Source organism: Stenotrophomonas sp. STEN147 (assembly GCF_056757995.1).
The window spans coordinates 43,852-63,506 of sequence record NZ_JBRRCG010000005.1 but is presented as its reverse complement, the minus strand read 5'-3'; the positions used below and the strand labels follow the sequence as shown (position 1 = coordinate 63,506).

The window sequence follows — 19,655 nt, the reverse complement described above, 5'->3', positions numbered from 1 at the left end:
TCATTGGACGTTATGCTTTCCCATCGATCAGTCCACCGGAGGAACCGCGCCATGCAGGCACGCCACCTGTTGTCCGCCGCAGCGATGACCCTGGCCATCGCCGCCTGCAAGCCGGCCCAGCAGGAGCCCGCCAAACCCCGGCCGCCGGTGATCCTGATCGAGGCCGATGCACCGCCGCGGCCGATGAAGCCGGAACTGCCGCCGCTGTTCGATGACATTGAACGCCGCACCTTCCAGTTCTTCTGGGACACCACCAATGAAGTGAACGGCCTGACACCGGACCGTTATCCGTCACGCCCGTTCGCCAGCATCGCCTCGGTCGGCTTCGCGCTCACCGCCTATCCGATCGGCATCGAGAATGGCTGGGTCAGCCGCAACCAGGCGATCGACCGCACGCTGACGACGCTGAAATTCTTCCGTGACGTGCCGATGGGCCCGCAGCGCACCGGCAAAGCCGGCTACAAGGGCTTCTACTATCACTTCCTGGACATGCAGGAAGGCCGCCGCTACGACAGCTGGGTCGAACTGTCGTCGGTGGATACCGCGCTGCTGATGATGGGCGTGCTGTTCGCGCAGTCCTATTACGACGGCGATGATCCGCGCGAGAAGGAGATCCGGCAGATTGCCGATACCCTGTACAGGAAGATCGACTGGCCGTGGCTGCAGCAGCGCGCGCCGCTGATCTCGATGGGCTGGTTCCCCGAAAGCGGCTTCATCGACCACGACTGGATGGGCTACAACGAGGCGATGATGGTGTACATCCTTGCCCTCGGCTCGCCCACGCATCCGGTCAGCCCCGACGCATGGACGGTGTGGACCCGGACCTACGACAACGACTGGGGCGTCTACCAGGGCCAGGAATACCTGTCCTTCGGGCCTCTGTTCGGCCACCAGTACAGCCATGTCTGGATCGATTTCCGCGATATCCAGGATGCCTACATGCGCGAGCGCGGCAGCACCTACTTCCTCAACAGCCGCTCGGCCGCGCTGGCCCAGCGCGAGTACGCCATCGCCAACCCGATGCAGTGGAAGGAGTACGGCGAGAACGTGTGGGGACTGACCGCCAGCGATGGTCCGCAGAACACCACCCAGGAATATCGCGGCGAGCAGCGCCAGTTCCGCCACTACTCCTCGCGCGGCGCCGGCCTGCGCGAGAACTTCGACGACGGCACCATCGCGCCGACCGCGGCGGTGGCCTCGATCGTGTTCGCCCCTGAGCAGGTCATTCCGGCCACGCTGGAGATGCACAAGCGCTTCGGCGATTACATCTATTCCAGCTACGGTTTCCTGGATTCGTTCAATCCCAGCTTCAGCTACGACATTCCGATCAAGACCGGGCGCCTGGTGCCGGATCGTGGCTGGGTCGCCAGCGACTACATCGCCATCGACCAGGGCCCGATCCTGACCATGATCGCCAACTACCGCAACGACTTCGTGTGGGAAGTCATGAAGAAGAACCCCTACATCCGCAAGGGGCTGGAGCGCGCCGGATTCAGCGGCGGCTGGCTGGCCCCCGAGGGCTCGTTCCAGCCGCTGGAACTGCAGAAGGACGAGAAGGCTGCATCGGCGCGCGCGGTCGGCATCGCCGAGTCACGCGCGGCCGCCGCACAGGAACAGAAGAACAATGCCAACCGCACCACAGGCCAGGGAAAGTAACGCTGTGCAGAACTGGCTCCATCGCATGCGCTGTTGGGCGCTGCCGGCCCTGGCCGCGCTGGTCGTGGCGGGCTGCGCCCGTACCGAACCGGGCACCACCACCGTGCGCTTCTGGGCGATGGGGCGCGAAGCGGAAGTGGTCAGCGAGCTGATCCACGAATTCGAGGCCGAGAATCCCGGCATCAAGGTGGATGTGCAGAACATCCCATGGACCGCGGCGCACGAGAAGCTGCTCACCGCGTTCGCCGCCGATGGCCTGCCCGATGTCTGCCAGCTGGGCAACACCTGGGTTCCCGAATTCGCCGAGCTCGATGCGCTGACGCCGCTGCAACCGTTCGTGCAGCGCTCGGCGGTGGTCGATCCGAAGGATTACTTCCAGGGCATCTGGGATACCAACGTGATCCATGGCGAGCTGGTGGGCGTGCCGTGGTACGTCGATACCCGCCTGATCTATTACCGCAAGGACCTGCTGGCCAAGGCCGGATACGACCACCCGCCGCGGACCTGGCAGGAGTGGAACGAACAGATGGCGGCGATCAAGCGCATGCAGGGCCCGAACCGGTATGCCGTGCTGATGCCGATCAACGAGTTCGAGCAGCAGCTGTCGCTGGCGCTGCAGCAACCCGATCCGCTGCTGCGCGACGACGATACCCGTGGCAACTTCTCCAGCCCGGGCTTCCGCCGCACGCTGGCCTTCTACGCCAACATGTTCGAGCAGGGCTGGGCGCCGAAGATGTCCGAGACGCAGATCTCCAATGTCTGGGATGAATTCTTCCGCGGCTTCAACGTGTTCTACATCTCCGGCCCCTGGAACATCCGCGAGTTCAAGAAGCTGCAGCCGAAGGCGCTGGAAGGGCAGTGGGGCACCGCGGCGTTGCCGGGCCCGGATGGCCCCGGTGCGGGCATCGCCGGCGGTACCAGCCTGGTGATCTTCCGCAAATCGCAGCAGAAGGAAGCCTCCTGGAAGCTGATCGAGTTCCTGTCGCGCCCGGAAATCCAGGCCCGTTTCCATTCGATCATCGGTGATCTGCCGCCGCGTCGCAGTGCCTGGGATGCACCGTCCCTGGCCGGTGATCCGCTGGCGGCGGCGTTCCGCGACCAGCTGGAGCGGGTCAGCCCGACGCCCAAGGTGCTTGAGTGGGAGCGCATCGTGCAGGAAATGCGCATCGTCACCGAAAAGGTGGTGCGCGGCGGGATGCCTCAGGACGACGCCGTGGCCGAGCTGGACCAGCGCGTGGACAAGGTGCTGGCCAAGCGTCGCTGGATGCATGAACAACAACGCCTGCAGGAGCGCGCGCCTTCGCCGACGCGTTCAAGCAGCACCCTGGCCGATGGGAGCGCGCAATGAAACGAACTTCGCTGGCCGGATGGATCTTCGCAGGCCCCTCGCTGATCGTGCTGGGGGTGTTCTTCGGCCTGCCGGTCGCCTCGGCGCTGGCGCTCAGCGTCACCGACTTCGACCTGTACGCATTGGCCGACAGCAGCAACCTGCGTTTCGTCGGCCTCGGCAACTACATCGACCTGCTGCAGACGCCGATGTTCTGGAAGTCGCTGTGGAACACCAGCTACTTCGTGCTGATCGGTGTGCCGCTGTCGATCGGTGTGTCACTGGGCGCGGCGATGCTGCTGAACGCGCCTGCCGCGCGTTTCAAGGCGCTGTTCCGCACCGCGCTGTTCGCGCCGGTGGTGACCACGCTGGTGGCGGTGGCGGTGATCTGGCGCTACCTGTTCCATACCAGCTACGGCCTGGTCAACTACGGCCTGGGCCATCTGGGCATCAGCCCGATCGACTGGCTGGGCGACCCGAACTGGGCGATGCCCACCATCATGCTGTTCGCGGTGTGGAAGAACTTCGGCTACAACATGGTGATCTTCCTGGCCGGCCTGCAGGCGATCCCGCATGATCTGTACGAAGCGGCGCGGATCGACGGTGCCTCGCGCTGGAAGCAGTTCCTGCACATCACCCTGCCCATGCTCGGCCCGGTGCTGCTCGTGGTCGGAGTGATCACCGTCTCCGGCTACTTCCAGCTGTTCGCCGAGCCTTACGTGATGACGCGTGGCGACCCGCTGCAGAGCACGGTCAGCGTGCTGTATTTCATGTTCGAGGAAGGCTTCAAGTGGTGGAACCTGGGACGCGCCTCCGCGGTGGCATTCCTGCTGTTCCTGATCATCCTGGCGGTGACCACCGTGATGCTGCGCTTTGGCCGCAGGAGGCAGTTGGTATGAGTCGTGAAATCGGCCAGTCGCGCTGGCATCCGTGGTGGATCAACGGCGCGTTGCTGGTGCTGGCCCTGGTCAGCCTTGCACCGCTGCTGTGGATGGTCTCGGTCTCGTTCATGCCGCAGGGCGAGGCCAGCCATTTCCCGCCTCCGCTGTTGCCCTCGCAGGTGACCACCCACAACTACCACGAGCTGTTCGCGCGTACCGGCATGGGCGGCAATTTCGCCAACAGCCTGCTGGTGTCGCTGGCGATCACGCTGGGCTCGCTGCTGCTCAATACGATGGCCGGCTATGCGTTCGCCAAGCTGAATTTCGTTGGCCGTGAGCGCCTGTTCCAGGTGTTGATGGCGGCGCTGGTCATTCCCGCCCAGGTGGCGATGCTGCCGCTGTTCCTGCTGATGAAGCAGCTGGGGCTGGTCAACAGCTTCGGTGGCGTGATCGTGCCGGCGCTGGCGAGCGTGTTCGGCATCTTCCTGGTGCGGCAGTACGCGCGGTCGATCCCGGACGAACTGCTGGAGGCCGCGCGCATCGACGGGGCAGGGGAGCTGCGCATCTTCTTCCAGATCGTGCTGCCGATGCTCAAGCCGGTGCTGGTGACCCTGGCGATCTTCACCTTCATGGGCGCATGGAACGATTTCATGTGGCCGCTGATCGTGTTGACCGATCAGGAGCACTACACTTTGCCGGTGGCCCTGGCCACCCTCTCGCGCGAACACATCATGGACGTGGAAATGATGATGGCCGGCGCGGTGGTTACCGTGGTTCCGGTGCTGGCACTGTTCCTGGTGCTGCAGCGGTACTACATCCAAGGATTGTTGCTGGGGAGCGTGAAGGGATGAAGGGTGCGATCGCCGTTGGACTGGGCCTGTTGTGGACCTCCCTGGCGATCGCCGCCCCTCCGGCGCTGCCGGCGCCGAAGGTGCTGGACGACTTCGACGATGTCAGTGCCTGGAAGCTGGTGCTGTCCGACCAGGTCAGCGGCTCGCTGCGCCCGGTCAGCGGCGCGGGTGGCGGCCGCGCGCTGTGCCTGGATTACGACTTCCACAACGTATCGGGTTACGTCGGCATCCGTCGCGCGCTGGCGGTCGAGTATCCGGTCAACTACCGCTTCGGCTTCCAGCTGCGCGGTGATTCACCGGCCAATGATCTGCAGTTCAAGCTGATCGACGCCAGCGGTGACAACGTGTGGTGGGTCAACCGCCCCGGTTACAGTTTTCCCAGGTCGTGGACGCCGGTCGAGTACCGGCGTCGGCAGATCGACAAGGCGTGGGGGCCGTCGCCGGAGAAGGAAATGGCGCGCAGCGCCGCAGTCGAGTTCACGATCTACAGCAAGGTCGGCGGACGCGGCACGGTGTGCTTCGACAGGCTGACCCTGCAGGGCCTGCCCGCACGGGACGAATCGCCGCTGCGGCCGGAGGTGATTGCCGACACCGCCACGGCGCTGCAGGACCGGATGGTGGACGGCAAGAGCGATACCTTCTGGATCAGCGGTGGGGTGAAGCAGCAGACCATCAGCCTGGACCTGCACAAGAGCCGCGAGATCGGCGGTGCGGTGATCGACTGGCTGCCGGACCTGCAGGCGACCCGCTACACCGTGCGCACGTCCGTGGACGGACGCGACTGGCGCATGGCACGCGAAGTGACCGCCGGTGGCGGTGGCCGTGACTGGCTGGCGCTGCCGGATACCGATGCGCGCTATGTGCGCTTCGACCTGCAGGGAGGTCCGAACTGGCGCTATGGCATCCGTGACATCACGCTCAAGCCACTGGACTTCGCAGCCACGCCCAATGCATTCCTGTCGTCGGTTGCCGCTGATCTCCCACGCGGTGCGGTACCGCGCGCGTTCGTGGGCGAACAGCCGTACTGGACCCTGCTGGGTCTGGATGGCGGCCAGCAACAGGCGCTGATCAGCGAAGACGGTGCGCTGGAGCCTGCCAAGGGCAGCTTCAGCATCGAGCCGTTCGTCCGCCTGGATGGCAAGCTGATCGCCTGGAGTGATGTGGCCATCACCCAGTCGCTGCAGGATCGCTACCTGCCCATCGCCAATGTCGACTGGGTGCATGAGAAGGTGGGGCTGGCGGTCACCGGATTCGTGCAGGGCACGCCCGAGCGTGCGCAGCTGATCGGTCGCTACCGCCTGAGCAATCCGGACAAGGTGGCCCACGAGTACACGCTGGCGTTGGCCATCCGCCCCTGGCAGGTCAATCCGCCAACCCAGTTCCTCAACACCACCGGCGGCTTCAGCCGCATCGACAGCCTCGACGTCGGCGAGCAGCTGGTCCGCATCAATGGCGAGCCACGCATCTACCCGCTGCAGGTACCTGATGCGCGTTTTGCCACCTCTTTCGATGGCAAGCTCGATGCCATGCACCTCGCCTCGGGCAAGCTGCCGGCGACGACCGCGGTGAAGGACAGCACCGGCATGGCGTCGGGCGCGCTGCTGTACACGATCACCCTGGAACCCGGGCAAAGCCGCGAAGTGGCGGTGGTGCTGCCGCAGACCGGTGGCTGGGCGCCGCAGGCTGTGGACGTGGCAAAGGCGCAGCAGCAGGTTGCCGACATGTGGCGTGCCAAGCTCGGCGTGGTGTCGCTGCAGGTTCCGAAGGCGGGCCAGCCGATGGTCGATACGCTGCGCACCGCGGTAGCGCACATGCTGATCTCGCGCGTCGGGCCCAGCCTGCAGCCGGGCACGCGCTCGTATGCGCGCAGCTGGATCCGCGACGGCGCGATGATCTCCGAGGGGTTGCTGCGCATGGGCCGCAGCGACGCGGTGCGTGACTACCTCAACTGGTATGCGCCGTTCCAGTTCGAGAATGGCAAGGTGCCGTGCTGCGTCGACGCACGTGGCAGCGACCCGGTGCCGGAGAACGACAGCCATGGTGAGTTGATCTACAACATCGCCGAGTATGGCCGCTACACCGGCGACAGCACGTTCATGGAACTGATGTGGCCGCACGTGCAGGGGGCCTACCAGTACATGGAGCAGCTGCGTGCCAGCGAGCGCACCGAGGAGAACCGTGCACGCAACCCGGCCTTCTACGGGATGATGCCGGCCTCGATCAGCCACGAAGGTTACTCGGCCAAGCCGATGCATTCGTACTGGGACAACTTCTGGGCGCTGCGTGGCTACAAGGACGCTGCGCTGCTGGCGACGCAACTGGGCAAGGTGGAGGCGATGCAGATCGCCGAGTCACGCGATCAGTTCCGCGACGACCTGCAGGCATCGCTGCTGTCGGCCATGCAGCAGCACAACATCGATTACCTGCCTGGCTCGGCCGAGCTGGGCGATTTCGATGCGACATCGACGACCATCGCGCTGGCGCCCGGGGGCGAGCAGGGCCGGCTGCCGCAGCAGGCCCTGGAAGCAACCTTCGAGCGTTACTGGAAGGAATTCGTCGCGCGTCGCGATGGCAAGCGCGAATGGAAGGACTACACGCCGTATGAGTGGCGCAACGTCGCCGCCTTCGTGCGCCTGGGCTGGCGCGACCGCGCCTGGCAGGCGACCGAGTTCTTCTTCAAGGACCGTGCCCCGCCGGCATGGAACCAATGGGCGGAAGTGGTCTCGCGGACACCGCGCAAGCCGTTCTTCGTCGGCGACCTGCCGCATGCATGGGTCGCGTCGGATTTCGTGCGCTCGGCGCTGGACATGTTCGCCTATAGCCGCGACATGGATGAGTCACTGGTGTTGGCCGGCGGCGTTCCAACGGCCTGGCTGCAGGGTGAGGGCATCGCGGTGCAGGGCCTGCGTACGCCGCAGGGGCAGTTGAACTATCGGTTGCGGCGCAGTGACAAGCTGCTGGTGCTGGAGGTGCAGCCCGGCCTGGTACCACCGGCTGGAGGCGTGGTACTTCCGTGGCCCTACGCGGGTGAACCGGGTGACGCCACCATCAATGGCGCGCCGGGTGAATGGGTCGACCGCGAACTGCATGTGCACGAACTGCCTGCCCGCGTCGAGATCGAAGTGCCGGCGGCAGTGCGTCGCTCCGAGCGCAAGGGACAGTAAGCATGGGTAGGAAGGCATGGCGTGCGCGCGCGGCAGCGTGCGCACTGGGCATGGCGATCGCGCTGGCGCTGCCTGCCGCGGCGATGGCGGACGTACCACCGGCGGACGATGGGGACGCATCGGCCCACGCGCCTGGCATGGGCATGGTCACCTTCAACCTGCACCACGACCGCGAGGACTGGCCCAGCCGGCGTCGTACCATCCTGGCAGAACTCAAGCGCCTGCAACCTGATGCCATCGCGCTGCAGGAAGTGATCCAGCGGCGCAACGTGCGCAACCAGGCGCAATGGCTCGCCAGCCAGCTGGGCTACCGATACGTGTTCGTGTCCACCGATCCGGTCGGCGCGCCCAAGCGCTACGGCAACGCACTGTTGACGCGACAGCCGATCCTCGCCCAGGGCGAGCACCTGCTGCTGCCGCTGGACGACTATCGCACCGTGGCCCACCTGCGCATCGAGGTGGAGGGCCGGCCAGTCAACCTCTATGCAACCCATCTCAATGAGCGCAGCGATGAAAGCGGCAAGCGCATCCGGCGGACGCAGGTGGAGGATCTGCTGCGCTTCATCGCCGCAACGTCGGACGGCGCGCCGGTGGTGATCGCCGGCGACTTCAATGCACTGGTCGATGCGGGTGACCTGAGCGAGCTGCGCAGCCACTATGGCGACAGCTATGGCAGCGTGCATGTGAACACCGACCTCGCGGCTGTCAGCACCCTCAACCGGCATTACTACCCGGCGCCCTCGCGGATCGATCACATCTTCTTCCAGCAGGATCAGCTGGTTGCGCGTGAGGCCAGGCTGCTGTTCGACCAGCCGGATGACAGCGGCCGCTGGGCTTCGGATCATTACGGCGTCTGGACGCGATTGCAGTTCGCCCCGAAACCCTGAACAACGACCCAGCGGCCTATCCCCGGTCGGCACGATACAGCCCGATGCACAAACAGAAACGGCGGGGATCATCGATCCCCGCCGTTCTGCTGTCACCCGATCAACGAGCGGTCAGTTGGCCGGCGGCGTGCGCTTGGCGGCCTCTTCGTCCTCTTCGTCGGCCTTGGCGTCGGCCGCCTGGGCGGCAGCGTCGGCATGGCCATCCGCGACCGGGTCGAGGGTCGGCGTCACGACGGCATCGGCGACCGGCGCAGGGGCGTCCACCGGCGGGGCTTCCACGGCCACCGGTGCGACCGGGGCTTCGGCAACCACGACAGGCTCGACGACCGGCTTCACTTCAACCATCGGGGCAGCCTCAACGGCCACCGGCGCGGTTTCAGGCACGGGCGCTGCCTCAACAGCCTCCGGCTTCGACTCCACGACGGGTGCAGGCTCGACCACGACCGGCTTCACGTCCACCACAGGGGCCGCTTCGGCCACCACCGGCGTTGCTTCGATCACCGGTGCGGCGTCCGCCGACGGGGTTGCCGCCACCACGGGCTGTGCGGGTGTTGCGGCGTCGATGGCGTCGAGCATGCTGGTCTGCACCGGCGATGGCGCCGGTTCTGCCTTGGCAGCCGTCTCGACCGGTGCCGGAGGCGCGGCGGTCACCGGGGCGGCGGCTTCAACCACGGCGCTGCTGACCACGGCGGCCGGTGCGGCGGCCACGGCAGCCGCAACGCGGGTCGGCTTCTCGCCTTCGACGATGGACGGCTCGACGTCATCATCGAAGTCGAACTCCGGCTGCGAGCGGGCGGGCTGGGTGGCTGCAACCGGTGCTGACCCGGCAGCGTGGTCGACACGCGGCTCGGCGCTGTCGGTGCTGTCGGCGTCATCGCCTTCGTCACCGTCATCCTGGTCTTCGCCCAGCGGATCGGTGCCGGCCGCATTCTCGGCGCCACCACGGCGGCGGCGGCGGCCACCACGACGACCACGACGACGGCGGGTCGCGCCTTCGCCGGCCTGCTCGCCCGTGGTGTCGGCAGGTGCCTCTTCGCCCGTCGCGGCAGTGGCGTCACCTTCAACGGCGGTGACAGGCGCGACTTCGGCCGGCGCCGCGGTTTCGACCGGCGGCTGTGCGACCACCGCCGCGACCGGCGCCGTAGCCTCCCGCGCGGTCACCGCAGCAGCGGTGATGGCACTGGCCGCCACTGCAGCGGACGCCGTCGCCGTGTCGGTCTGGGCTTCTGCGGCACCACGCTGCGGCTTCTCGGCCGGCTTGTCGCCGTCCTGCTGCGGACGCGGCTGCTTCGGCTGCTTGAGCTTCGGCTGCTGCTGCGGGTTCTGGCCCTGCTGCTCGTTGCGCGGCTTGTTCTGCTGCTGCGGCTGCTGGCCGTCCTTCTGCTTGCCCTGCGGCTGGCCGTTGCCGTTCGTGTTGCCATTGCCACCCTGACGGCCGTCCTTGCGCTGTTCGCCGCGATCCTTGCGGTTGCCGCCCTCCTTCTGCTGCTGCGCATTGCCGTTGCCGCGATTGTCGTCGCGACGGTCCTTGCGGTCCTTGTTGCGATCCTTGTTGCGCTCCCTGCGGCCACCGTCCTGCTGCGGCTGGCGGGCGGCCGGCGGCGCCGGGGCGGGTGCCGGCTCACCACCGAACACGCGCTTGATCCAACCGATCACGCCACCGCCGGTCGACGGGGCGGCGGGCGCAGCCACCACCGGCGCGGGTGCCGCTGCAGCCGGCTCCACTTCCTCACGCACCGGGGCGGGGGAGGTGTGCTTGACCTGGGTCACCACCGGCGGCGGGATGTTCAGCTGGCCCTTGGTGAGGGCGTGCACAGGCAGCTTGCGCGGAGTGCCACGCTGGTAGCTCGGACGGCTGCTTTCCTCGCCCAGTTCGTTCTCACGCAGGCGGGTGACCGTGTAGTGCGGGGTATGCAACTGCTCGTCGGCGACGATCACGATCGGCGCTTCATGGCGCTGTTCGATTTCGCGCAGCGCGCTGCGCTTCTCGTTCAGCAGGTAATTGGCGATCTCCACCGGCGCCTGCACCAGCACCTGCCCGGTGTTCTCCTTCATCGCGTGCTCTTCGGCCACGCGGATGATCGACAGCGACAGCGACTCGACGCTGCGCATGCGGCCGTGGCCATCACAGCGCGGGCAGACGATCTGGCTCGATTCGCCCAGGCTCGGGCGCAGGCGCTGGCGGCTCATTTCCAGCAGGCCGAAGCGCGAGATGCGGCCGACCTGCACGCGTGCGCGGTCGTACTTCAGCGCGTTGGCCAGGCGGTTCTCGACCTCGCGCTGATGCTTGTTGGAGGACATGTCGATGAAGTCGATCACCACCAGGCCGCCCAGATCGCGCAGGCGCAGCTGGCGGGCCACTTCCTCGGCCGCTTCCAGATTGGTCTGGAAGGCGGTGTCCTCGATGTCGCTGCCCTTGGTCGCGCGCGAGGAGTTCACGTCGACGGCGGTCAGTGCTTCGGTCTGGTCGACCACGATCGAGCCGCCCGACGGTAGGCGCACATTGCGCTCGTAGGCGCCTTCGATCTGCGATTCGATCTGGAAGCGGTTGAACAGCGGGATGTCGTCCTTGTAATGCTTGAGCTTGCGCAGGGTCTGCGGCATCACCTGCTGCATGAACTCCCTGGCGTGCTCGTACATCTCCTCGGTGTCCACCAGGATCTCGCCGATGTCGGCGCGCAGGTAGTCACGCAGGGCGCGCACGATCAGGCGCGATTCCTGGTAGATCAGGAACGGGGCCGGCTTGCTCAGCGCCGCCTCGGCGATCGCCCGCCAGACGCTGAGCAGGTAGTCCAGATCCCACTGCAGCTCTTCCGCATCGCGGCCGACGCCGGCGGTACGGATGATCACGCCCATGTCGTCGGGAATGTTCAGCTTGTCCAGTGCGTCCTTCAGGGCAGCCCGGTCTTCGCCCTCGATGCGGCGGGAGACGCCGCCGGCACTTGGCGAGTTCGGCATCAGCACCATGTAGCGGCCGGCCAGGGAGATGAACGTGGTCAGGGCGGCGCCCTTGTTGCCACGCTCTTCCTTGTCGACCTGGACCACCACTTCCTGGCCTTCCTTGAGCAGCTCGCGGATGCCGGCCTTGTTGTGGTCGACACCGGCCTGGAAGTAGTCGCGGGAGATTTCCTTCAGCGGCAGGAAGCCATGGCGGCCACCGCCATATTCGACGAAGGCGGCTTCCAGCGAGGGCTCGATGCGGAAGATCCGGCCCTTGTAGATGTTGGACTTCTTCTGTTCCTTCGACGGCTGCTCGATGTCGATGTCATACAACGACTGGCCATCCACGATGGCAACACGCAGCTCTTCAGCCTGCGTGGCGTTGATCAGCATTCGCTTCATTGTTGCGTTCCTCGCAAGCGGCTACCGCGCGGAACGCCATGGGGTTTCGCCTCTGGATACGGCTCGCCCCCCATTCGCGCAAGCGCGGGGAGGGGGGCTTGGGTTTCCAGCGCTACGACACCACGGCAGGCCGCGGGAGCGCTTCACTCATATGGTTTTTGGGGTGTTGCAGGGCCGCAGGCAGCTGTCAGCCAGGCTGGAGCGCCACGCGGGACATGTTCAGCACGGTTGCGTGTCAGGCATCCGGCGATGGCCGGGAAGGCCGGTGAGCCGCTAACATGGCCGCCCCGCGGGCGGTGGTCGCGCACTGTGCCGGATTCGTCGGAAGCTGGGCTTCTGGCCCTGAGTAACTTCCAACGAAATCAATCCCTTATCTCGCCCCCCGAGTGTAACAGAATAAACAGCCTGATGACCGCCCAAGACCCCACCAAGCCAGCTGGCGACAAGCCATCCGTGCGCATGATCACCGTTCCCGCCGACCGCGCCGGCCAGCGCCTGGATAATTTCCTGCTCGGCCAGCTGAAAGGGGCCCCGCGCAGTCTGGTCTACAAGCTGGTGCGCAGCGGGCAGGTGCGGGTCAATGGCGGCCGCGCCAAGGCCGAGCGCAAGCTGGAGGCGGGCGACGAGGTGCGGGTGCCGCCGGTCCGTCTCACCGAGGAGGGAGACAAAACTGGCCCTCCCGAGTCGTTCATGCGCCGTCTGGAACAGGCCATCGTCTTCGAGGACGCACGGCTGCTGGCGCTGAACAAACCCTCGGGCGTGGCCAGTCATGGCGGCAGCGGGATCAGCTTCGGGGCCATCGAGACCCTGCGCGCCCTGCGCCCGGGCCAGACGCTGGAACTGGTCCACCGTCTCGACCGCGATACGTCGGGCCTGCTGGTGGTGGCCAAGAAGCGGTCTGCGCTGAGCGAGCTGCAGGCGCTGCTGCGTGAAGACCATGGCGCCGGCATCCGCAAGCGTTACCTGACCCTGCTGGCCGGACGCATGCCCGACGGGGTGATGACGGTGGACGCGCCGCTGCACGTTGGCCTGCGCCAGGGCGGTGAGCGACATGTCCAGGTCAATGCGATCGGCAAGGAATCGATCAGTCATTTCCGTGTGCTGGAGCGGCGTGGGGGCCACTCCTATTGCGAGGTGCGCATCGAGACCGGCCGGACCCACCAGATCCGGGTGCACGCCCAGCATCTGGGGCATGCGGTGGCCGGTGACGACAAGTACGGCGATCCTGCGGTGAACAAGCGGCTTCGTGAGCAGATCGGCCTGAAGCGGTTGTTCCTGCACGCGGCCTCGCTGGAGTTCGCGCTGGACGACGGCAAGACCCCCTACGTGCTGAACGCTCCGCTGGCGGATGAGTTGGTCGAGGCGCTGGACCGCCTGCGCTGACGGCGGTTCGGCGGCGCCGGGTGCTTGGTCGGCACCGTCGCTTCCCTGCGATGAGTGGGCTTGTCGCTTTCTTTGCTCGTGCAAAGAGAGTAATCAAAGAAGCACGCCGCCAGCCGCGATGGGGCTCAGCCCGTTGGCCGCAACCCGCTCACCACTTGAACAGCACCAGGCTGACCGCCAGCGTTCCCATGCCTGCAACCAGGCCGTACACCGTTTCGTGACCCTTGGCATAGCGCTTGGCCGCCGGCAGCAGTTCATCCAGGGCCAGGAACACCATCACGCCGGCGATCAGGCCGAACACCCAGCCGAACGTGGCGTGCGACAGCGATCCGGACAGCAGCCAGTAGCCCAGCATGGCCCCCACCGGCTCGGCCAGGCCCGACAGCAGGCTGGCGCCGAACGCATAGAGCTTGTTCTGGGTGGCGAAGTACACCGGGACCGCGATTGCGATGCCCTCGGGAATGTTGTGGATGGCGATGGCGAAGGCCAGCGGCATGCCCACCGACGGGCTTTCCAGCGTAGCGAAGAAGGTCGCCAGCCCTTCCGGGAAATTGTGTGCGGTGATCGCCACCGAGGTCAGCAGCGCGACGCGCTTCAGGTACTCGCGGCTGTTCTCGCGGAACGCAGGGTCCTGCTTGTCCAGGCTGTCGTGCGGATTGGGAATGAAGTGATCGATCAGCACGATCACGATCACACCGGCCAGGAACGCCAGCGTGCCGTAGGTGAAGCCGGTGCGCTCGCCATAGGCCAGAGCGAACGACGCGATGGACTTGTTGAGGATCTCCGACAGCGACACGTAGACCATCGCGCCGCCGGCGAAGGCCAGGCCGAACGCCAGCAGGCGCGGGTTGGGGCGGCGCGAGAACAGCACCAGCAGGCTGCCGATGGCGGTCGCCAGGCCGGCCGCGAGGGTGACCGCCAGCGCGATCCAGATGTTTTCGGGGGGGATCTGCAGCATGTACCGACGCGGTCCTGGTCAACAGACAACCGCCCCGGGCACTGCCGGGGCGGCAAGGGCGAGGCGGGCGTCGGCTGGCCTCGTCATGGTGTGCGGTCAGCCGCCGCGGCGCAGGCGCTCTTCCACCGCGAAACACTGGTCCGGCTTCGGCTGCGGCGGGTTGAAGCTGACCGGTACCTGGATGGTGGCGGGCACGGCCTGGCCATTGCGGGTGGCGGCCTTGAATTGCCAGCCCTGCACGGCATTCCTGGCCAGCTCATCCAGCTGCGGGTTGCCCGCGCCGCTCAGCAGGGTCACTTCGCTGGGCTTGCCGTCGGTGCCGATGGTCACCTTGAATGTGCTGGTGCCGCCTGTACCGGTACAGGCCAGCTCGAGCGGGTACTGCGGTGGCGGCGTCTTCACCGCAGCCACCTCGGTCGGCGGCGGCACGGGCGGCGACGGCTCGGAGGCGCCACAGCCGGCGAGGCCGGTCACAGCGATCAGGGACAGGCTCAGCACTCGCACATTCATGGCAGTTGCTCCGTGAGGGCCGATGTCTTGGCCGCGCAGATGAAGTCGTTCTCGCTCAGGCCGCCGACGTCGTGGGTCGAATAGCGCACCACGGCGCGGTCGTAGTGCACGCCCAGGTCCGGGTGGTGATCCTCGTGGTGGGCGATCCAGGCCAGTGCATTCACAAAGGCCATGGTGGCGTAGTAGTCCTTGAAGCGGAAGGTGCGCAGCAGCGCCTGGCCGCCTTCGGTCAGTTCCCAGCCGGGAATCTGCGGCAGCAGCTCGGCCAGGCGGGCCTCGCCCAGCTTGTGGTCGCTGCCTTTGCGCGGCACGCAACGGGCCTGGGCCAGTGGAATCAGGTCGGCCATGGGAATCTCCACCTCGTGTTGACTGAACAATGCGCCGGACGGTGTATAAACCGAATGAGCGGTTGACACTTACTTGGCTAGAATAGCCTGATGATCCAGATCTCCGACACTGCCCAGACCCATTTCCGCAAGCTGATCGAACGCGAGGGCGCGCCCGGCATGGGCGTACGCCTGAGCGCGGTCGATCCCGGCACTCCGCGTGCCGATGCGCGGTTGGAATTCGCCGAACCCTCGGACCTGCACGGCGACGAGTGGGCCGTGGACTGCGACGGGTTCACCCTGTATGTCGACGCCGGCAGCGTCGGCTGGCTCGATGGCGCGGAGATCGACATCGTGGCTGGCGCGGCAGGTGCCCAGCAGTTGACCATCAAGGCGCCGCGCATCAAGGGCGAAGCGCCCGGGGAGGCCGCTTCGCTGGTCGAGCGCGTGCACTGGGTGGTGGAGAATGAAATCAATCCACAGCTCGCCTCCCATGGCGGCAAGGTCGCAGTGCAGGAAGTCTCGGCCGAGGGCGTGGTGCTGCTGCGTTTCGGTGGTGGCTGCCAGGGCTGTGGCATGGCCGATGTGACCCTCAAGCAGGGCATCGAAAAGACCTTGATGGGCCGGGTGCCCGGCGTGACCGCAGTGCGCGACGCGACCGACCACGACAGCGGCCACGCACCGTACATTCCGCGCGGCAACGCCGCCTGATCGCCGACGCGTGCCTCTGCCCAGAGCCGAGCAACTCATCGACCTGCTGCTGGCGCGCCAGCAGCAACCGATCATCCTGGAGAAGAACACGCGCCTGCCTTATGGCTGGGCGCTGTGGCTGCGCTCGCTGAGCCCGTTGCCACGCCCGTTCCATGCCCGCGAGGTGATCGCGGTGCTGCTGCCCAGGCCTCTGCCGGGACGCCCCGGGACGCTGCCGGCGCTGCCCCGCTGGCAGGCGCTGCGGCGCCTGTTGTGGCAGGACTGGGAGCCGGCGCCGCGTGACCAGCGCTGGATGCGCTGGACGTCGGCCGTCGCCAGTGCATTGCTGCACCTGCTGTTCTTCCTGCTGCTGCTGTGGGTGGCGGTAATCCGCACGTCGGCGCCCGCCGAGCAGGGTTCCGACGGTGAGCGCGTGCAGATCGAGTTTGTCGGCCGCGCCAGCCAGGAGGGCGGAGGCGACCAGCCCGGCGCCGAATCGGCTACCGCGGCTGCAGCTGGGCGCACGGCTGCAGGAGACGCGGCAGGATCGGCAACTGCGCCGCAGCCGCGACCGGTCGCGGCGCGCCCGCAGCCATCCGCTGCTGCGGCCCCCGCTGCCGCCAGTACGCCTCCGCAAGCCATGCCGACCGAGCCGGCCCCACCGGCCACGCCGCCGCCTTCGCCGGTCCAGGCGACCGACGTGGCGCAGGCCACGACCGATTTCGTGGTGCCGCCGGTCAGCGTGCCGCGCACCGAAGTGAGCATCGTGCCGCGCGACAGAACGCCCAGCGTGCGCGAGCGCAGCGTGCAGCCGCTGGAGGCGCCGCCCACACCGCAAGCGCTGCGCACGCCGGATGTGCAGGTGAGGGTGCCGCAGATCCGCCAGACGCAGGTGCAGGAACGTGAGGTAGCCATCGTGGAGACGCCCGTCGTGGCTCCGGCGGTGCGCGCAGCGGAAGTACCGATCCGCGTTCCGCAGCAGGATGTGCAGGTGCGCGAACGCGAAGTGCAGGCGGTTGTCGATCCGCAGGTGCGGATGGCGCCGATCGCAGGCCGTGAGCCTGCAGTACGGGCGCCCGCAGGCCGCGACGTGCAGGTGCGCGAACGTGAGGTGGCGTCTGCACCGGTCGCTTCGCCTGCGCCTTCCAGTGGCAGTGCGGCAACCTCCGCCCCCGCAGCCCAGGGCAGCGCGGCTGCGGTGAGCAGTCCCGCGGCGCGCCCATCAGCCGCCGCCACGACACCGGCACAGGCCGGTGCCCGCCCGACGCCGACCCCGGGCAACTGGGCTACGCCGGCCCGGGGCGACGACTGGGGGGCCTCCGATCGCACTCGTGATGGCGCCCGCAGCGGCGCCGCGCAGGCGAGCAGCGCGGGCCGGGGCAACGGCCTGTTCAACGCCGACGGCAGCGTGCGGGTACCGGGGCAGGACGGCCCCGGCAATGCGGAGCGCGGCGCTCCCGGGGGGGACAACGACGGCTGGAGCAAGGAACGCATCGCCCAGTCGGGGACATGGCTGAAGCGACCGCCCTACGACTACACGCCCACCTCGTTCGACAAATACTGGGTGCCGCAGGAGTCGCTGCTGGCCGAGTGGGTGCGCAAGGGCGTCAAGGCGATGGAGATTCCGCTTCCCGGCACCAGCACCCGGATTTCCTGCGTCATCTCCATTCTGCAGGCGGGTGGCGGCTGCGGCCTGACCGACCCGAACATGCAGGACCAGCCGGCCGTGGCCCGGCCGCCGCCGGATATCCCGTTCAAGAAGGAACTGCAGGAAGACAATGGGAGCCGCTAGCGGCTCCCATTGTCCACGCATGTTTCCTTATCCCCGCGCCGTTTGCGCGCCCCCTTTGAACAACAAGGGGGCTCTTCGCCGGAACCATTGCGGGCGGCCGGCCTTGGTCGGCGTCGCCCCTTTACTCGCTCTGTGACAGGAACACCCAGAACGGCACGTCGCGGCCGACCCAATCCCGGCTGGCTTCGTCCAGCACGTCGAGCAGGGTGTCGAAATCCTTGGCTGCGCCAGCGCGCAGCGCGTCGACATCCGCCAGGAACAGCGCATAACCGCTGGCCGGCAGCCACTGCAGGTCGCGAAGATTGTCCGACAGGGCATCCCAGTTGCCGCCGAAACCGGCCGGGAAGTCCAGCTGCGCGGACAGCCGCGCCAGCAGGGTGCGCTTGTCGGTCACGCCCTCCAGATCGATGCGGATCACCTTCAGGCCGGCATCGCGCATGGCCGCGGCAAGCGCGCCGATGTCCGCGCTGTCGATGGCATACACGCCGGCGTTGTTGATGTCGTGCAGGCCGAGGCCGAAATCATCGTGGCTCATCGAGCGTCTCCGGGGGATGGAACGGTGAAGCTGCGGAATGAGCCGTAATGGTCATCGGTGTAGTACCACGCCTCTGCTGGATCGCCGCCCGTGACGATGCGGCGTGCCCCCCGGTTGCCCGCACCGGGGGTGTCGACCGTGTACTCGCGGTAGTAGCCACGCGGTCGCTGCGGCAGGCGCTGCTCGCGGTTGCCGAAGGTGCTGCCATCCTGGCGGTGCGGGAAGGGCCCGCCCCGCTGGATCAGGGTGATGGTCTGGCGTGCTTCGGCGGGAAGGAAGGCGGGCAGGCCGCTGCGTGCGCCATCGCCGTGTGCCGGGGTCGGGGCACTCCGGGCCGGAGCGCCCTGCAGGTCCGGCGCGAACTGCGGTGCCGGCGGCCGCTGCATGACGTGGTTGACGACCAGGCCGAGCAGCAGCAGGGCGATGGCAGTGATCAGCAGCCGGGGGTTGCGCATGGGCACGAACGGGTGAGGGTGGTGCATGCACTGTAGCGCCTGTGCGCTGCACGCTGCATGAGGAACCGCCGCGTCACCGCTGCGTAACAATTGCCGGCATGCTCACCGGCAGGACGCAATTTCCTTTACATCCCCCTTGGTAATCTAGTGGTCTGTCCCCATCATTCACCGCGCTACACCCGACACCGTCGGGTGCCCTCGCAATCAGGAGATGCATCATGGCCTATACCCTGCCCAAGCTGTCCTACGCCTACGACGCGCTGGAGCCGCATATCGACGCGGCGACGATGGAGATCCATCACACCAAGCATCACCAGACCTACATCAACAACGTCAACGCGGCGCTGGAAGGTACCGAGTACGCTGACCTGCCGGTGGAAGAGCTGGTGAAGAAGCTGAAGTCGCTGCCGGAGAACCTGCAGGGCCCGGTGCGCAACAACGGCGGTGGCCATGCCAACCACTCGCTGTTCTGGACGGTGATGGCGCCGAACGCGGGCGGCAACCCGGTGGGCGACGTGGCCAAGGCCATCGACAAGGACCTGGGCGGTTTCGACAAGTTCAAGGACGCCTTCACCAAGGCGGCGCTGACCCGCTTCGGCAGCGGCTGGGCATGGTTGAGCGTCACCCCCGACAAGAAGGTCGTGGTGGAAAGCACCGGCAACCAGGACAGCCCGCTGATGGAAGGCAACACGCCCATCCTCGGTCTGGACGTGTGGGAGCACGCGTACTACCTGAAGTACCAGAACCGTCGTCCGGAATACATCGGCGCGTTCTTCAACGTCATCGACTGGAACGAAGTCGAGCGCCGTTACCAGGACGCGATCGCCTGAAGGCGGTGACGGGATGACATGAGAAGGCCGGGGGAGACCCCGGCCTTTTTGTTTGCCAGCGTCTGGAC

16 protein-coding genes are annotated in these 19,655 nt (G+C 67.0%); 10 read left to right on the top strand and 6 right to left on the bottom strand.

Translation table 11 applies throughout. The annotated features are described in order from the left end of the window. Positions 1-51: 51 nt before the first annotated feature. Genes ACVOKU_RS07460 through ACVOKU_RS07435 form a run of 6 tightly spaced genes read left to right on the top strand, consistent with a single transcriptional unit; the run spans position 52 to position 8,766 of the window. Positions 52-1,656: a glucoamylase family protein gene (locus ACVOKU_RS07460; protein WP_053516886.1), complete on the top strand. Its 1,605-nt coding sequence runs from the start codon at positions 52-54 to the stop codon at positions 1,654-1,656. 25 nt (positions 1,657-1,681) lie between these two features. Next, positions 1,682-3,004 (top strand): sugar ABC transporter substrate-binding protein, encoded by a 1,323-nt coding sequence (locus tag ACVOKU_RS07455; protein ID WP_481559536.1) that lies wholly within the window; start codon positions 1,682-1,684, stop codon positions 3,002-3,004. After that, the gene (locus ACVOKU_RS07450) at positions 3,001-3,882 is read left to right on the top strand and encodes a carbohydrate ABC transporter permease (protein WP_065175483.1); all 882 of its coding nucleotides are present in this window, start codon (positions 3,001-3,003) and stop codon (positions 3,880-3,882) included. Before ACVOKU_RS07455 ends, ACVOKU_RS07450 begins: the two co-directional genes overlap by 4 nt. Further along, entirely contained in the window at positions 3,879-4,715 is an 837-nt protein-coding gene (locus tag ACVOKU_RS07445; RefSeq protein WP_053516890.1) for a carbohydrate ABC transporter permease, read from the top strand. Before ACVOKU_RS07450 ends, ACVOKU_RS07445 begins: the two co-directional genes overlap by 4 nt. Further along, positions 4,712-7,879 (top strand): discoidin domain-containing protein, encoded by a 3,168-nt coding sequence (locus ACVOKU_RS07440; RefSeq protein ID WP_481559535.1) that lies wholly within the window; start codon positions 4,712-4,714, stop codon positions 7,877-7,879. The genes ACVOKU_RS07445 and ACVOKU_RS07440 overlap by 4 nt, the downstream gene beginning before the upstream one ends. 2 nt (positions 7,880-7,881) lie before the next feature. After that, complete coding sequence (locus ACVOKU_RS07435; RefSeq protein WP_481559534.1) at positions 7,882-8,766, top strand: endonuclease/exonuclease/phosphatase family protein; 885 nt, start codon at positions 7,882-7,884, stop codon at positions 8,764-8,766. A 111-nt stretch (positions 8,767-8,877) separates the two neighbouring features. On the opposite strand, the gene rne is transcribed toward ACVOKU_RS07435, so the two are convergent. Further along, the gene (rne, locus tag ACVOKU_RS07430) at positions 8,878-12,108 is read right to left on the bottom strand and encodes a ribonuclease E (RefSeq protein ID WP_481559533.1); all 3,231 of its coding nucleotides are present in this window, start codon (positions 12,106-12,108) and stop codon (positions 8,878-8,880) included. Positions 12,109-12,516: 408 nt separating this feature from the next. On the opposite strand from rne, the gene ACVOKU_RS07425 reads away from it, so the two are divergent. Then, positions 12,517-13,491, top strand: coding sequence for an RluA family pseudouridine synthase (locus tag ACVOKU_RS07425; RefSeq protein ID WP_481559532.1), 975 nt, complete (start codon positions 12,517-12,519; stop codon positions 13,489-13,491). A 148-nt stretch (positions 13,492-13,639) separates the two neighbouring features. Here ACVOKU_RS07425 and zupT read toward each other — a convergent pair whose 3' ends face one another. From zupT to ACVOKU_RS07410, 3 genes are all read right to left on the bottom strand, one after another. After that, positions 13,640-14,449, bottom strand: coding sequence for a zinc transporter ZupT (zupT, locus tag ACVOKU_RS07420; RefSeq protein WP_111186415.1), 810 nt, complete (start codon positions 14,447-14,449; stop codon positions 13,640-13,642). A 96-nt stretch (positions 14,450-14,545) separates the two neighbouring features. Beyond that, positions 14,546-14,959 (bottom strand): energy transducer TonB, encoded by a 414-nt coding sequence (locus ACVOKU_RS07415; RefSeq protein ID WP_053516898.1) that lies wholly within the window; start codon positions 14,957-14,959, stop codon positions 14,546-14,548. Further along, entirely contained in the window at positions 14,956-15,306 is a 351-nt protein-coding gene (locus tag ACVOKU_RS07410) for a 4a-hydroxytetrahydrobiopterin dehydratase (RefSeq protein ID WP_065181954.1), read from the bottom strand. The genes ACVOKU_RS07415 and ACVOKU_RS07410 overlap by 4 nt, the downstream gene beginning before the upstream one ends. A 90-nt stretch (positions 15,307-15,396) precedes the next feature. Between ACVOKU_RS07410 and ACVOKU_RS07405 the strand changes: the two genes are divergently transcribed. Then, entirely contained in the window at positions 15,397-15,996 is a 600-nt protein-coding gene (locus ACVOKU_RS07405) for an NfuA family Fe-S biogenesis protein (RefSeq protein ID WP_065175480.1), read from the top strand. 10 nt (positions 15,997-16,006) lie between these two features. After that, positions 16,007-17,767: a hypothetical protein gene (locus ACVOKU_RS07400; RefSeq protein ID WP_481559531.1), complete on the top strand. Its 1,761-nt coding sequence runs from the start codon at positions 16,007-16,009 to the stop codon at positions 17,765-17,767. A gap of 121 nt (positions 17,768-17,888) precedes the next feature. On the opposite strand, the gene ACVOKU_RS07395 is transcribed toward ACVOKU_RS07400, so the two are convergent. Both ACVOKU_RS07395 and ACVOKU_RS07390 read right to left on the bottom strand, forming a co-directional pair. Continuing rightward, entirely contained in the window at positions 17,889-18,302 is a 414-nt protein-coding gene (locus tag ACVOKU_RS07395; RefSeq protein ID WP_065175478.1) for a barstar family protein, read from the bottom strand. Further along, the gene (locus ACVOKU_RS07390; RefSeq protein WP_053516903.1) at positions 18,299-18,757 is read right to left on the bottom strand and encodes a guanyl-specific ribonuclease; all 459 of its coding nucleotides are present in this window, start codon (positions 18,755-18,757) and stop codon (positions 18,299-18,301) included. Before ACVOKU_RS07390 ends, ACVOKU_RS07395 begins: the two co-directional genes overlap by 4 nt. A 218-nt stretch (positions 18,758-18,975) precedes the next feature. Here ACVOKU_RS07390 and ACVOKU_RS07385 point away from each other — a divergent pair, with 218 nt between their 5' ends. Then, positions 18,976-19,587 (top strand): superoxide dismutase, encoded by a 612-nt coding sequence (locus tag ACVOKU_RS07385; RefSeq protein WP_049458515.1) that lies wholly within the window; start codon positions 18,976-18,978, stop codon positions 19,585-19,587. The last annotated feature ends 68 nt before the right edge of the window (positions 19,588-19,655 follow it).

What these genes read in the sequence shown, in the direction of transcription:
- ACVOKU_RS07460 (WP_053516886.1), top strand. Translation starts at nt 52, where the DNA reads ATGCAGGCACGCCACCTGTTGTCCGCCGCAGCGATGACCCTGGCCATC.
- ACVOKU_RS07455 (WP_481559536.1), top strand. Translation starts at nt 1,682, where the DNA reads ATGCGCTGTTGGGCGCTGCCGGCCCTGGCCGCGCTGGTCGTGGCGGGC.
- ACVOKU_RS07450 (WP_065175483.1), top strand. Translation starts at nt 3,001, where the DNA reads ATGAAACGAACTTCGCTGGCCGGATGGATCTTCGCAGGCCCCTCGCTG.
- ACVOKU_RS07445 (WP_053516890.1), top strand. Translation starts at nt 3,879, where the DNA reads ATGAGTCGTGAAATCGGCCAGTCGCGCTGGCATCCGTGGTGGATCAAC.
- ACVOKU_RS07440 (WP_481559535.1), top strand. Translation starts at nt 4,712, where the DNA reads ATGAAGGGTGCGATCGCCGTTGGACTGGGCCTGTTGTGGACCTCCCTG.
- ACVOKU_RS07435 (WP_481559534.1), top strand. Translation starts at nt 7,882, where the DNA reads ATGGGTAGGAAGGCATGGCGTGCGCGCGCGGCAGCGTGCGCACTGGGC.
- rne (WP_481559533.1), bottom strand. Translation starts at nt 12,108, where the DNA reads ATGAAGCGAATGCTGATCAACGCCACGCAGGCTGAAGAGCTGCGTGTT.
- ACVOKU_RS07425 (WP_481559532.1), top strand. Translation starts at nt 12,517, where the DNA reads ATGACCGCCCAAGACCCCACCAAGCCAGCTGGCGACAAGCCATCCGTG.
- zupT (WP_111186415.1), bottom strand. Translation starts at nt 14,449, where the DNA reads ATGCTGCAGATCCCCCCCGAAAACATCTGGATCGCGCTGGCGGTCACC.
- ACVOKU_RS07415 (WP_053516898.1), bottom strand. Translation starts at nt 14,959, where the DNA reads ATGAATGTGCGAGTGCTGAGCCTGTCCCTGATCGCTGTGACCGGCCTC.
- ACVOKU_RS07410 (WP_065181954.1), bottom strand. Translation starts at nt 15,306, where the DNA reads ATGGCCGACCTGATTCCACTGGCCCAGGCCCGTTGCGTGCCGCGCAAA.
- ACVOKU_RS07405 (WP_065175480.1), top strand. Translation starts at nt 15,397, where the DNA reads ATGATCCAGATCTCCGACACTGCCCAGACCCATTTCCGCAAGCTGATC.
- ACVOKU_RS07395 (WP_065175478.1), bottom strand. Translation starts at nt 18,302, where the DNA reads ATGAGCCACGATGATTTCGGCCTCGGCCTGCACGACATCAACAACGCC.
- ACVOKU_RS07390 (WP_053516903.1), bottom strand. Translation starts at nt 18,757, where the DNA reads ATGCGCAACCCCCGGCTGCTGATCACTGCCATCGCCCTGCTGCTGCTC.
- ACVOKU_RS07385 (WP_049458515.1), top strand. Translation starts at nt 18,976, where the DNA reads ATGGCCTATACCCTGCCCAAGCTGTCCTACGCCTACGACGCGCTGGAG.